Origin of the sequence: Rahnella sp. ChDrAdgB13, from assembly GCF_017655185.1 — a bacterium.
GTDB classification, from domain to species: Bacteria; Pseudomonadota; Gammaproteobacteria; order Enterobacterales; family Enterobacteriaceae; genus Rahnella; species Rahnella contaminans.
The window spans coordinates 1-13,350 of record NZ_JAEMGT010000091.1 but is presented as its reverse complement, the minus strand read 5'-3'; the positions used below and the strand labels follow the sequence as shown (position 1 = coordinate 13,350).

Here is a 13,350-nt window from a genome sequence, read left to right as displayed (position 1 = left end):
TGGCGTGAGTTAACACTATGGAACATAAGAAGGATTTATAATGAGTAGCGTAGATATTCTGGTCCCTGACCTTCCTGAATCCGTGGCAGATGCGACGGTTGCAACCTGGCATAAAAAACCGGGCGACAGCGTTGAGCGTGACGATGTACTGGTAGAAATTGAAACCGATAAAGTGGTTCTGGAAGTGCCGGCAAGTGAAGCCGGTATTCTGGACAGCATTATCGAAGATGAAGGCGCAACGGTCATTTCCCGTCAGATTCTGGCGCGCATTCGTCCGGGTAACAGCTCCGGCAAGCCAAGCACTGAGAAAAGCTCCGATAAAGAAGCGACTCCTGCTGCACGCCATACCGCCGCTCTGGAAGAAGAAAGCAACGACGCACTCAGCCCGGCAATCCGCCGTCTGATTGCCGAGCATTCTCTGGATGCCAACGCGATCAAAGGCAGCGGTGTTGGTGGTCGTCTGACCCGTGAAGATGTCGAGCAACACCTGGCGAAAGCCAAAGACGCGAAACCTGCGGCTGCACCAGCCGCGGCTCCTGCCGCGACCAGCGCCGCACCGGCTCTGGGTTCACGCAGCGAAAAACGAGTCCCGATGACCCGTCTGCGTAAGCGTGTTGCTGAGCGTCTGCTTGAAGCGAAAAACAGCACCGCAATGCTGACAACCTTCAACGAAATCAACATGAAGCCAATCATGGATCTGCGTAAGCAGTACGGTGATGGTTTCGAAAAACGTCACGGCGTGCGTCTGGGCTTCATGTCTTTCTATCTGAAAGCTGTGGTTGAAGCGCTGAAACGCTATCCGGAAGTGAACGCTTCTATTGATGGCGATGATGTGGTTTACCACAACTATTTCGACGTGAGCATCGCCGTTTCTACGCCACGCGGCCTGGTAACGCCGGTTCTGCGCGATGTGGATACGCTGGGTATGGCTGACATCGAAAAGCAAATCAAAGAGCTGGCGATCAAAGGCCGTGACGGCAAACTGAAAGTGGAAGAACTGACCGGCGGTAACTTTACTGTGACCAACGGCGGCGTCTTCGGCTCACTGATGTCGACCCCGATTATCAACCCACCGCAGAGTGCAATTCTGGGCATGCATGCCATTAAAGATCGTCCGATGGCGGTGAACGGTCAGGTTGTGATCTTGCCAATGATGTATCTGGCACTGTCCTACGATCACCGTCTGGTTGATGGCCGGGAATCGGTCGGCTTCCTGGTGACCATTAAAGAAATGCTGGAAGATCCGGCTCGTCTGCTGCTGGACGTTTAGTCCCCCGCGGAACGAAAGAAATAGAGATCGTAAAAATCTGTGGCACAGCCCGCTGTGCCCTGATAAGCCTTCCTACTAAAGAATGGATAGAACATCATGAATTTACACGAGTATCAGGCGAAACAGCTGTTCCTGCGCTACGGCCTGCCAGCACCAACGGGCTTCGCCTGTTCCACGCCGCGTGAAGCGGAAGAGGCTGCTTCGAAAATCGGTGCCGGTCCGTGGGTGGTAAAATGTCAGGTTCATGCCGGTGGTCGCGGTAAAGCGGGCGGCGTGAAAGTCGTGAAAAGCAAAGAAGAAATTCGTGCTTTCGCTGAACACTGGCTGGGTAAACGTCTGGTGACTTACCAGACAGATGCACTGGGTCAGCCGGTTAACCAGATCCTGGTTGAATCCGCGACAGACATCGACAAAGAATTGTACCTCGGCGCTGTGGTAGACCGCAGCTCACGACGCGTGGTGTTCATGGCGTCTACTGAAGGCGGCGTGGAAATCGAGAAAGTGGCTGAAGAAACGCCACACCTGATCCACAAAGTTGCACTGGATCCGCTGGCAGGTCCGCAGCCTTATCAGGGCCGTGAACTGGCATTCAAACTGGGCCTGACCGGTAAGCAGGTTCAGCAGTTCACCAAGATCTTCATGGGTCTGGCGAACATCTTCTTAGAACGCGACCTGGCGCTCATCGAAATCAACCCGCTGGTAGTGACCACCGCTGGCGACCTGATCTGCCTCGACGGCAAACTGGGCGCAGACGGCAACGCATTGTTCCGTCAGCCAGAATTGCGTGAAATGCGCGATTACAGCCAGGAAGATGCCCGCGAATCTCAGGCAGCGCAGTGGGAACTGAACTACGTTGCGCTCGACGGCAACATCGGTTGCATGGTGAACGGTGCCGGTCTGGCAATGGGTACCATGGACATCGTGAAACTGCACGGTGGCGAACCGGCTAACTTCCTGGATGTTGGCGGCGGTGCGACCAAAGAACGCGTAACAGAAGCCTTCAAAATCATCCTGTCCGATGAAAAAGTGAAAGCCGTCTTCGTGAACATCTTCGGCGGTATCGTTCGTTGCGACCTGATCGCCGACGGTATCATCGGTGCGGTGGAAGAAGTGGGCGTCAGCGTGCCGGTTGTGGTGCGTCTTGAAGGTAACAATGCCGAGCTGGGTGCCAAAAAACTGGCAGACAGCGGTTTGAACATCATTGCAGCGACCAGCCTGACGAATGCGGCTCAACAAGTTGTCGCGGCAGTGGAGGGGAAATAATGTCGATTTTAATCAACAAGAACACCAAAGTTATCTGCCAGGGTTTCACCGGTAGCCAGGGGACTTTCCACTCCGAACAAGCCATCGCTTACGGCACAAAAATGGTTGGCGGCGTGACGCCAGGCAAAGGCGGCACCGAGCATCTGGGTCTGCCAGTGTTCAACACCGTTCGCGAAGCGGTTGAGACTACCGGCGCGACGGCTTCTGTTATTTATGTTCCCGCGCCATTCTGCAAAGATTCCATTCTGGAAGCGCTGGATGCAGGCATCAAACTGATCATCTGTATCACAGAAGGCATCCCGACGCTGGATATGCTGGTGGTTAAAGTGAAACTGGATCAAAGCGATGCCGTGATGATCGGGCCAAACTGCCCGGGCGTGATCACCCCTGGCGAATGCAAAATCGGCATCATGCCTGGCCATATTCACCTGCCGGGCAAAGTGGGTATCGTTTCACGCTCTGGTACGCTGACCTATGAAGCCGTTAAACAGACTACAGATTACGGCTACGGTCAGTCTACCTGCGTCGGTATCGGCGGCGACCCGATCCCGGGCTCTAACTTCATCGATATCCTGAAACTGTTCCAGGAAGATCCGCAGACTGAAGTGATCGTCATGATCGGTGAAATCGGCGGGAATGCTGAAGAAGAAGCGGCTGCGTACATCAAAGCACACGTAACCAAACCGGTTGTAGGCTACATCGCGGGTGTGACTGCGCCTAAAGGCAAACGTATGGGCCACGCAGGCGCCATCATTGCCGGTGGTAAAGGCACGGCTGACGAGAAGTTTGCAGCACTGGAAGCTGCTGGCGTGAAGACTGTTCGCAGCCTGGCCGATATCGGCGAAGCCGTGAAATCCGTTCTGTCACAGTAAGTATTGTCCGTCGCGCCGGGCCATGTTCCGGCGTGACCTGAGTCATTTCATATGACTTAACGATTCGACATGTTGGCCACCTTCGGGTGGCCTTTTTTATTTTTAAGCTAAATATTTAACAATCGCCGATATGAGCTATATTTATTAACAGAGCACGATAGGTTCATTGGAAATAAAAAGTTAATAAATGGGTTTTAAAAGGTAGCGATTTAGATATTTAGCACAACCATAAAAACACAACAAATTAACAATAAATACACCATTAAAGATCAGTGAAACCAACGGTTAACATCCTGAAATATTTTTTCAGAAATTGATGTAGATATTATAGAAATAAACAATGAGATGGGCTTAAATTGCGTCAGATCAATTACGGCAACCTGCACTGTTTTGTCGTTAAATTGACCTGTACGCGGAAATCCGCTTTGGGTCACTAAAAAACCTATTTAATGTGTGGGATTACTGGCGTAACATAATGGTCCTGTAACATCAGTTTTTTTGTATGTTTACTTTTCCCCGAGATTTTCCCGTTCATCAGCCTCTTAGAGGCTCGCTGGCCGCGTCTTTTCCGGGTATCAGAATGCCTTGAACGGCTTCACTCAGCTGAACTCTGCATTTCTGTTCTACACACATTTAAATACTGGTAGTCATGAGGCGTTCCGGCAACCGGTTCGTCAAAGATCGCAATTTGGGGTCTTCCTCCGAGGAGCAAGGGGTCAAGATGTTTGATATCGTTGAACTGTCGCGTTTACAGTTTGCTTTAACAGCCATGTACCATTTCCTATTTGTCCCATTAACGCTGGGTATGGCGTTTATACTGGCAATTATGGAAACGGTGTATGTGCTTTCCGGCAAACAAATCTATAAAGATATGACCAAATTCTGGGGCAAGCTTTTTGCAATTAACTTTGCAATTGGCGTTGCTACCGGTTTAACCATGGAATTCCAGTTCGGGACTAACTGGTCATATTTCTCACATTACGTCGGTGATATCTTCGGTGCGCCTTTGGCGATTGAAGGTTTGATGGCGTTCTTCCTGGAATCAACACTAGTCGGCCTCTTCTTCTTCGGTTGGGATCGCCTGTCTAAAGTTCAGCACATGGCGGTTACCTGGTTTGTTGCCCTTGGCTCAAACTTGTCTGCTTTGTGGATCCTGGTGGCGAACGGCTGGATGCAAAACCCGATTGCTTCTACCTTCAACTACGAAACCATGCGCATGGAAATGGTCAGCTTCTCCGAGCTGGTTCTGAACCCGGTTGCGCAGGTTAAATTCGTACACACCGTTGCATCCGGTTATGTGACAGGTGCGATGTTCGTTCTGGCTATCAGCTCTTACTACCTGCTGAAAGGTCGCGATGTGGGCTTTGCAAAACGCTCTTTTGCAATCGCGGCAAGCTTTGGTCTGGCGGCTGTACTGTCTGTTATCGTGCTGGGTGATGAATCCGGTTACGAAATGGGTGACGTACAGAAAACCAAACTGGCGGCAATCGAAGCAGAGTGGGATACCCAACCTGCACCGGCCAGCTTCACGCTGTTCGGCCTGCCAAATCAGGACAAAATGGAAAATGAATACTCCATTCAGATTCCTTACCTGCTCGGCCTGATTGCAACGCGTTCTGTGGATACGCCGGTGACTGGTCTGAGAGACCTGATGGCGCAACACGAAGTGCGTATCCGTAACGGGATGAAAGCGTACAACCTGCTGGAAGAGTTACGCGCAGGGAATACTGATCCGACCGTTCGCAGTGACTTTGAAAAAACCAAGCAAGACTTGGGCTACGGTATGTTGCTGAAACGCTATACCGACAAAGTGACTGATGCGACAGACGCACAAATCCAGAAAGCGACGAAAGATTCTATTCCGCGCGTTCTGCCTCTGTACTTCGCATTCCGTATCATGGTTGCCTGCGGCGTCCTGATGCTGGTTCTGATTGGATTGTCATTCTTCGCAGTGGTTCGGGGCAAAATTGGCGAAAAACGCTGGCTGCATCGTGCCGTGTTGTTTGGCCTGCCACTGCCATGGATTGCGGTTGAGTCTGGCTGGTTCGTTGCGGAATACGGCCGTCAGCCATGGGCAATTGGTGAGGTCTTACCAACGGCCATTGCGCACTCTTCTTTGACCGTCGGTGATGTGCTGTCATCAATGATCCTGATCTGCGGCTTGTACACCCTGTTCCTGGTCGCTGAGATGTTCCTGATGTTCAAATATGTACGCCTGGGGCCAAGCAGCCTGAAAACAGGGCGCTATCATTTTGAAAAACCTTCAGCCCCGCTTGAGCAAGCTCAGTAATTAGGGAGTCCGACTATGTTCGATTATGAAAGTTTACGGTTCATTTGGTGGGCGCTGATTGGCGTGCTGTTTATCGGCTTCGCGGTCACCGATGGATTTGATATGGGTGTGGGGATTCTGGTACGGATCATCGGTAAAACCGATACAGATCGCCGGATCATGATCAATGCGATCGCCCCGCACTGGGACGGTAACCAGGTCTGGCTGATCACCGCCGGTGGTGCGTTATTTGCTGCGTGGCCGATGGTTTATGCAGCAGCGTTCTCGGGTTTTTATGCGGCGATGGTTCTGGTGCTGTGCGCATTGTTCTTCCGTCCGCTGGGCTTTGACTACCGTTCAAAACTGGATAACGCGCGCTGGCGTGGAATGTGGGACTGGGGCATCTTCATTGGGAGCTTCGTGCCATCGCTGGTCTTTGGTGTGGCCTTCGGTAACCTGTTACAGGGCGTGCCGTTCCACATTGATACCGACCTGCGTCTGTTCTATACCGGTAACCTGATTCAGCTGCTGAATCCGTTTGGTATTCTGGCCGGTCTGGTCAGCCTGACCATGCTGATTACGCAGGGCGCAACGTATCTGCAAATGCGTACTGTCGGCGAACTGCATCTGCGTACCCGTAATGCCTCGCAGATTTCTGCGCTGATCATGATGGTCTGCTTCCTGCTGGCGGGCATCTGGCTGGTTAAAGGGATTGATGGCTTCACCGTGACTTCCGTACTGGATCACGCGGGCCCGTCAAATCCGCTGCACAAAACGGTTTCTCATGAAGCGGGCGCATGGTTGGCTAACTTCAACAAGATCCCTGCTCTGTGGGCTATTCCTGCACTGGGTGTGATTCTGCCGCTGCTGACAATCCTGTTCTCCCGTTTGAATAAAGCGGCTCTGGCTTTCGTCAGTAACTCACTGACTATCGCCTGTGTGATCCTGACGGCCGGTATCACTATGTTCCCGTTCGTCATGCCGTCAATCACTGATCCTAACGTCAGCCTGACCATGTGGGACGCAACGTCTACCTTACTGACGTTGAGAGTGATGACCGTCGTAGCGTGTATTTTTGTGCCAATCATCCTGATTTACACCTCATGGGCGTATTACAAGATGTTCGGTCGCCTCGATAAAACGTACATCGAGAACAACAAGCATTCGCTGTATTAAGGAGAAAACCATGTGGTATTTTGCCTGGATCCTCGGCACCTTGCTGGCCTGCTCATTTGGTATCATGACCGCGCTGGCGCTTGAGCACAGCGAAGCCAACAAAGCTGCAAAAGAAGAGAAGTAACAATGAGTGTGATCGCGGATAAAGTTTACGCCGTCACAGACAAGGGCCCCTTGCGGGCCCTTTCCCTTGTGATGTCGCTGCTGCTTGCCGGTTGTGTTTTCTGGAAACCGGGCATGTTTGCTTCGTCGACCAGCCAGCTGGAAGTGTGGCACGGGCTCATTCTGATATGGGCTGTTTGTAGCGGTGTTATTCACGGTCTGGGTTTTCGTCCGAGAAATTCGGTGTGGAAATCATTTTTTTCACCGTTACTGGCGATGATTGCACTGGCTGCGGGTTTGTTTTACTTCTTCAGCTGACTTTTATCGTCTTAAAAATACACAGATTTACAGTAATCTTCCTATGGGCCGCTCCGGCCCATAATTATTTTCGTTCCAGCATTGCAACCCATTCCCAACCCCAATTCTCTTGCGTATAGTAGTGCCGTCAAATTGCATTACGGGATGTAGAGTGAGTAATTCGTTGTTCCGATGGCCGGTTCGTGTCTATTACGAAGACACAGACGCGGGAGGTGTGGTCTACCATGCCCGATACGTCGCCTTTTTTGAAAGGGCTCGCACAGAGATGTTGCGCCAACGCAATTTTCACCAGCAGCAGTTGCTGGGAGAACACGTCGCTTTTGCTGTCCGCCGCATGACGGTCGAATACTTTGCACCAGCTCGCTTAGATGACTTGCTGGATGTTCAGAGTGAGATTACGTCCATTCGCGGAGCTTCTCTTACTTTTGCACAACGAATTCTTGATTCGCATGGAAACCTTCTGAGTTCTGCAGAAGTGTTGATTGCATGCATTGATCCACACCAAATGAAGCCCCGAGCGCTTCCTAAGTCTATTGTCGCGGAGTTTAAGCAGTGACTGACATGAACATTCTTGATTTATTTTTGAAGGCCAGCATCCTGGTCAAGCTGATTATGCTTGTCCTGGTGTGCTTTTCTATCGCGTCCTGGGCGATCATCATTCAACGCACGAAAGTGCTGAATGCCGCCACCCGCGAGGCAGAAGCGTTCGAAGATAAATTCTGGTCCGGTATTGAGCTTTCCCGTCTGTATCAGGAAAGCCAGGGCCGTCGCGAAACCCTGAGCGGGGCAGAGCAAATCTTCCATTCTGGTTTTAAAGAATTCGCCCGTTTACACCGTGCCAACAGCCACGCGCCAGAGGCGGTGATTGAAGGGTCTTCACGTGCAATGCGCATCTCCTTTAACCGTGAACTCGAATCCCTTGAAACACACATTCCTTTCCTTGGCACCGTCGGTTCCATCAGCCCGTATATCGGTTTATTCGGTACGGTCTGGGGGATCATGCACGCCTTTATCGGTTTAGGTTCCGTGAAACAAGCGACCCTGCAAATGGTTGCTCCAGGTATCGCAGAAGCACTGATTGCTACGGCGATTGGTCTGTTCGCCGCTATTCCGGCGGTTATGGCGTACAACCGCCTTAACCAGCGTGTGAACAAGCTTGAGCAAAACTACGATAACTTCATGGAAGAATTCACGGCTATCCTGCACCGTCAGGCTTTCTCTCGCGAAACCAGCAGTAACTAAAGGGGGAGAGTATGGCTCGTACACGAGGTCGTCGTAACCGGCGCGAAGGTAAGTCGGAAATCAACATCGTTCCGCTGCTGGACGTACTGCTGGTTCTGTTACTGATTTTTATGGCGACAGCACCGATCATTACCCAGAGTGTGGAAGTTGACTTACCTGATGCGACGGATTCTAAGACGGTGTCCAGCGATGATAACCCGCCTGTGATTGTTGAAGTTTCAGGCGTCGGTCAATACACCATTGTGGTGGATCATCAGCGTATGGAACAACTGCCTGAACAACAGGTTATTGCAGAAGCGACCAGCCGTATTCAGGCCAATCCGAAGACGGTATTCCTGATCGGCGGCGCGAAAGATGTGCCTTATGATGAAATCATCAAGGCGCTGAATATGCTGCATCAGGCTGGCGTGAAGTCAGTCGGATTGATGACACAACCTATCTGAGGATAGGTAATTTGTAACACTTATTTGAAACCCGGCATTCGCTGGCTTGCTAAAAGAGTAAGTCAGACGCTACAGGATCCCGGGTTTTTAGTAATCCTGTCTTGGGAAATCTATTTTGGTAAAGGCAACTGCAACTGAACAAAACGATAAGCTCAAACGCGCCGTTATTGTTTCGGTCGTTCTGCATATCATCATTATAGCCCTGTTGATTTGGGGATCGCTGGACGAAGATACCAGCATGAGCGGTGGCGGCGGCGGTAGCGATATCTCGGCCGTAATGGTTGATCCCAGTGCCGTGGTCGATCAGTACAACCGTCAGCAACAGCAACAGGCTGATTCCCAACGTGCTGCCGCAGCGCGTCAGAAAAAATCAGAGCAACAGGCTGAAGAGCTTCAGCAGAAACAGGCCGCAGAACAGCAACACCTGAAAGAACTTGAGAAAGAGCGTCTTCAGGCACAGGAAGATGCGAAGCAGCAGGCGCAGGAACAGGCTCAGCAGCAGAAACAAGCCGCTGAACAACAGAAACAAGCGCAGCAGGCTGCCGAGCAGGCGAAAGAACAACAGAAGCAGGCCGAAGCTGCTGCCGCACAGGCGAAAGCTGAAGCGGCAAAAGAAGCGGCTCAGGCGAAGGCCGATGCAGCGAAAGAAGCTGCAAAAGCGCAGGCTGATGCACAGAAAAAAGCCGCAGCCGAAGCGAAGAAACAGGCTGAAGCTGAAGCCGCCGCAGCGGCTGCGGCCGCGAAAAAACAGGCCGAGGCTGACGCGAAGAAAGAAGCGGCTGCTGAGGCGAAGAAACAAGCTGCCGCAGAGGCTAAAGCTCAGGCTGCCGCCGATGCGAAAGCGCAAGCTGATGCAGACGCCAAAGCTGCCGCTGAGAAGAAAGCTGAAGCGGCTGCAGCTGCCAAGAAAGCCGCAGCCGATAAGAAAGCGGCCGCTGCCGCTGCCGCAAAAGAATCTGCTGACGCCAATAACTTATTTGACGGGCTGGCCGATTCTAAAAATGCGCCGAAAGGTTCAACGGGCGGTGGGGCTTCTGCTCCGGCAGGTAAAGGAACACAGAAAAAGGCGGGTGCATCCGGTGCCGATATTGCTAACTATGGCAGCCAGATAAAGGCGGCTATTGAGAGCAGATTCTATGACGCGTCATCGTATGCGGGTAAAACCTGTTCGTTGCGCGTTAAAATGAACCCGGATGGCTCGCTTATCAGCGTGTCAGCAGAAGGTGGGGATCCAGCACTTTGTCAGGCAGCGCTTGCCGCGGCCCGACAGGCGAAATTCCCGAAACCGCCTTCTGAAGCAGTCTATGAAGTATTTAAAAATGCTCCGATAGATTTTAAACCGTAGAAAGATGAAAATAATTTCTTTTCAGAATTTTACGATAGATTGCAGGGTGTAATTCTAGTTTTGTATGCGTTGGTTTGTTAAAATTCTGCTAAATTATCGCGGGCAGATACGTCCAGATAAGGGAGATACAATGAAGCAGGCATTTCGAGTAGCGTTCGGCCTTTTGATGATGTGGGCATCTGTAGTACATGCAGAAGTTCGCATTGAAATTACTCAGGGCGTAGATACCGCTCGTCCGATTGGCGTTGTGCCATTCAAATGGGCGGGCCCGGGTACTCCACCTGAAGATGTTGGCGGTATTGTTGCTGCTGACTTACGCAACAGTGGTAAATTTAACCCTATTGATGCATCGCGCATGCCACAACAGCCAACTTCAGCGGCAGAAGTCACACCTGCTGCCTGGACTGCTTTGGGCATCGATGCCGTTGTTATCGGTCAGGTTCAGCCTGCAGCCGATGGCAGCTACGTTGTTTCTTACCAGTTGGTTGACACCTCTGGTGCTCCGGGCACCGTGCTGGCACAAAACCAGTATAAAGTGACCAAACAATGGTTGCGTTATTCTGCCCATACAGCCAGTGATGAAGTTTTCGAAAAACTGACCGGTGTTAAAGGTGCATTCCGCACCCGTATTGCTTACATCGTGCAGACTAACGGCGGCAAATTCCCGTACGAACTGCGTGTAGCGGATTACGATGGTTACAATCAGTTTGTTGTTCACCGTTCACCAGAGCCTCTGATGTCTCCGGCCTGGTCTCCGGACGGTAGCAAACTGGCTTACGTGACCTTCGAAAGCGGTCGTTCAGCGTTGGTTGTACAGACACTGGCAAACAGTGCCATCAAACAGATTGCCTCTTTCCCACGCCACAACGGTGCTCCGGCGTTCTCTCCGGACGGGTCTAAACTGGCATTCGCGTTGTCTAAAGATGGTAGCCTTAACCTGTATGTGATGAACCTGGGTTCAGGTCAGATCTCTCAGGTCACTAATGGCCGTAGCAACAATACTGAACCAACCTGGTTCCCGGACAGCCAGAACCTGGCGTTTACGTCGGATCAGGGCGGTCGTCCTCAGGTATATAAAGTTAATATTAATGGCGGTGCGCCTCAGCGTCTGACATGGGAAGGCTCACAGAATCAGGACTCTGACGTCAGTGCAGATGGTAAATTCCTGGTCATGGTGAGCAGCGCCAGCGGTACACAGCACATCGCTAAACAAGATCTGGCAACGGGAGCCGTTCAAACATTGACGGACACGTTCCTGGATGAAACGCCTAGCCTCGCACCAAACGGCACTATGGTTATCTACAGCTCCTCTCAAGGACTGGGTTCTGTATTGCAACTGGTATCGACTGATGGGCGCTTCAAAGCGCGTCTTCCGGCAACTGATGGACAGGTCAAGTTCCCTGCCTGGTCGCCGTATCTGTAATGCATAGAAAACTATGTATGGCAAAAAATTATAAAAGGATCGAATAGATGCAACTGAATAAAGTGCTGAAAGGGCTGATGCTGGCATTGCCTGTTCTGGCAGTCGCTGCGTGTAGTTCTCACAAAAACGCGGACAACGACCAATCAGGTATGGGTCTGAACTCTGGCACTGGCGCAGAAAGCGGCAACATGTCTTCTGAAGAGCAAGCTCGTCTGCAGATGCAAGAACTGCAGAAAAACAACATCGTTTACTTTGGCCTGGACAAATACGATGTTTCTTCAGAATTCGCTCAGATGTTAGACGCGCACGCAGCATTCCTGCGTAGCAACCCGTCTTACAAAGTGACTGTAGAAGGTCATGCTGACGAACGTGGTACTCCAGAGTACAACATCGCCCTGGGCGAACGTCGTGCTACTGCTGTTAAAATGTACCTGCAAGGTAAAGGCGTTTCTGCCGACCAGATCTCTATCGTTTCTTACGGTAAAGAAAAACCAGCTGTACTGGGCCATGACGAAGCGGCTTACGCTAAAAACCGTCGTGCCGTACTGGTTTACTAAGAGAATAGTATGAGCAGTAACTTCAGAACTCACCTGTTGAGTCTGTCGTTACTGGTTGGCGTAGCGGTCCCATGGGCCGCTACTGCCCAAGCGCCAATCAGTGATGTCGGCTCAGGCTCGATAGAAGATCGGGTCACCTCTCTGGAGCGTATTTCTAACGCTCACAGCCAGCTATTAACTCAACTCCAGCAACAACTTTCTGATTCCCAACGTGATATGGATACTCTTCGTGGTCAAATCCAGGAGAACCAGTATCAGTTGAGTCAGCTTGCTGATCGTCAGAAGCAGATTTTTAACCAGATGGACAGCCTGAGTCAGGGTGCCGCCGGAGCCGCCAGTACGGGCGCTGCAGCAGCCACTGGCGACGCGTCTGGTAATGCTGCGGCCGCCACGTCTGATGCAGGTGCTGCACAAGCCCCTGCAAGCATAGGCGATGTGAACAGCGACTACAACGCCGCTGTTTCTCTGGCGCTGGAAAAGAAACAGTATGATGAGGCGATCGCTGCCTTTCAGAGTTTCGTAAAAAAATACCCGGATTCTACATACCAGCCTAATGCCAACTATTGGTTAGGCCAGTTGTATTACAACAAGGGTAAAAAAGACGACGCTGCTTATTATTTTGCAGTTGTGGTCAAAAACTATCCGAAGTCTCCAAAAAGTTCTGACGCGATGTTCAAAGTTGGGGTGATTATGCAGGAGAAAGGGCAGGCCGATAAAGCCAAAGCCGTCTATGCGCAGGTCATTAAACAGTACCCAAACACCGACGCGGCAAAACAAGCTCAAAAACGTTTATCTGCGAAGTAGTTCCCCATTCAGGACCGGAAAATGTACATATCGTGCATTTTCTGGGCTTGAGTGTGTGAAAGTCCAGCAGTTAAGCATCTTTGTGAAAATTAAAGTTGCACTGAAAAGTTAAATAAGTAATATATGCCGCCGTTGCCCAGACAACTCCAAACGGCTAACGCTGTTAGAGATTTAGGCAATTTGCAGTAGGTTTAGAAGGGCCGTTAGCTCAGTTGGTAGAGCAGTTGACTTTTAATCAATTGGTCGCTGGTTCGAATCCAGCACGG

Annotated in this window: 14 protein-coding genes; all 14 read left to right on the top strand. The window is 51.2% G+C overall.

Translation table 11 applies throughout. The features are described 5' to 3' along the window. Positions 1–40 precede the first annotated feature (40 nt). The 14 genes from odhB (at position 41) to cpoB (ending at position 13,084) form a co-directional block, all read left to right on the top strand. Positions 41–1,270 (top strand): 2-oxoglutarate dehydrogenase complex dihydrolipoyllysine-residue succinyltransferase, encoded by a 1,230-nt coding sequence (gene odhB, locus J8X26_RS20850; protein ID WP_208951838.1) that lies wholly within the window; start codon positions 41–43, stop codon positions 1,268–1,270. Positions 1,271–1,366: 96 nt separating this feature from the next. Further along, a complete protein-coding gene (gene sucC, locus J8X26_RS20845; RefSeq protein WP_101077379.1) occupies positions 1,367–2,533 on the top strand; it encodes an ADP-forming succinate--CoA ligase subunit beta in 1,167 nt (388 codons plus the stop codon). Next, positions 2,533–3,405 (top strand): succinate--CoA ligase subunit alpha, encoded by an 873-nt coding sequence (gene sucD, locus J8X26_RS20840; protein WP_208951837.1) that lies wholly within the window; start codon positions 2,533–2,535, stop codon positions 3,403–3,405. The genes sucC and sucD overlap by 1 nt, the downstream gene beginning before the upstream one ends. A gap of 721 nt (positions 3,406–4,126) precedes the next feature. Then, positions 4,127–5,695, top strand: coding sequence for a cytochrome ubiquinol oxidase subunit I (gene cydA / locus J8X26_RS20835; RefSeq protein ID WP_152326495.1), 1,569 nt, complete (start codon positions 4,127–4,129; stop codon positions 5,693–5,695). 15 nt (positions 5,696–5,710) lie between these two features. Continuing rightward, positions 5,711–6,850, top strand: coding sequence for a cytochrome d ubiquinol oxidase subunit II (gene cydB, locus J8X26_RS20830; RefSeq protein WP_165059472.1), 1,140 nt, complete (start codon positions 5,711–5,713; stop codon positions 6,848–6,850). 10 nt (positions 6,851–6,860) lie between these two features. Next, the gene (cydX, locus tag J8X26_RS20825) at positions 6,861–6,974 is read left to right on the top strand and encodes a cytochrome bd-I oxidase subunit CydX (protein ID WP_101077375.1); all 114 of its coding nucleotides are present in this window, start codon (positions 6,861–6,863) and stop codon (positions 6,972–6,974) included. Positions 6,975–6,976: 2 nt separating this feature from the next. After that, positions 6,977–7,270, top strand: a complete 294-nt coding sequence (gene ybgE, locus J8X26_RS20820) for a cyd operon protein YbgE (RefSeq protein WP_152326497.1) — start codon at positions 6,977–6,979, stop codon at positions 7,268–7,270. Between the two features lie 151 nt (positions 7,271–7,421). Next, complete coding sequence (ybgC, locus tag J8X26_RS20815; RefSeq protein ID WP_095921211.1) at positions 7,422–7,826, top strand: tol-pal system-associated acyl-CoA thioesterase; 405 nt, start codon at positions 7,422–7,424, stop codon at positions 7,824–7,826. Next, a complete protein-coding gene (tolQ, locus tag J8X26_RS20810) occupies positions 7,823–8,512 on the top strand; it encodes a Tol-Pal system protein TolQ (protein WP_013576430.1) in 690 nt (229 codons plus the stop codon). Before ybgC ends, tolQ begins: the two co-directional genes overlap by 4 nt. 11 nt (positions 8,513–8,523) lie before the next feature. Further along, on the top strand, positions 8,524–8,955 hold the full coding sequence (tolR, locus tag J8X26_RS20805; protein ID WP_165059476.1) for a colicin uptake protein TolR: 432 nt from the start codon (positions 8,524–8,526) through the stop codon (positions 8,953–8,955). 115 nt (positions 8,956–9,070) lie between these two features. Continuing rightward, a complete protein-coding gene (tolA, locus tag J8X26_RS20800) occupies positions 9,071–10,300 on the top strand; it encodes a cell envelope integrity protein TolA (RefSeq protein ID WP_208951836.1) in 1,230 nt (409 codons plus the stop codon). A gap of 130 nt (positions 10,301–10,430) precedes the next feature. Continuing rightward, positions 10,431–11,723 carry a Tol-Pal system beta propeller repeat protein TolB gene (gene tolB / locus J8X26_RS20795; protein ID WP_104922885.1) on the top strand — a complete coding sequence of 431 codons (1,293 nt, stop codon included), beginning with the start codon at positions 10,431–10,433 and terminating at the stop codon, positions 11,721–11,723. A gap of 47 nt (positions 11,724–11,770) precedes the next feature. Continuing rightward, positions 11,771–12,280: a peptidoglycan-associated lipoprotein Pal gene (gene pal / locus J8X26_RS20790; RefSeq protein WP_152326499.1), complete on the top strand. Its 510-nt coding sequence runs from the start codon at positions 11,771–11,773 to the stop codon at positions 12,278–12,280. Positions 12,281–12,289: 9 nt separating this feature from the next. Continuing rightward, positions 12,290–13,084 (top strand): cell division protein CpoB, encoded by a 795-nt coding sequence (gene cpoB / locus J8X26_RS20785; RefSeq protein WP_208951835.1) that lies wholly within the window; start codon positions 12,290–12,292, stop codon positions 13,082–13,084. The last annotated feature ends 266 nt before the right edge of the window (positions 13,085–13,350 follow it).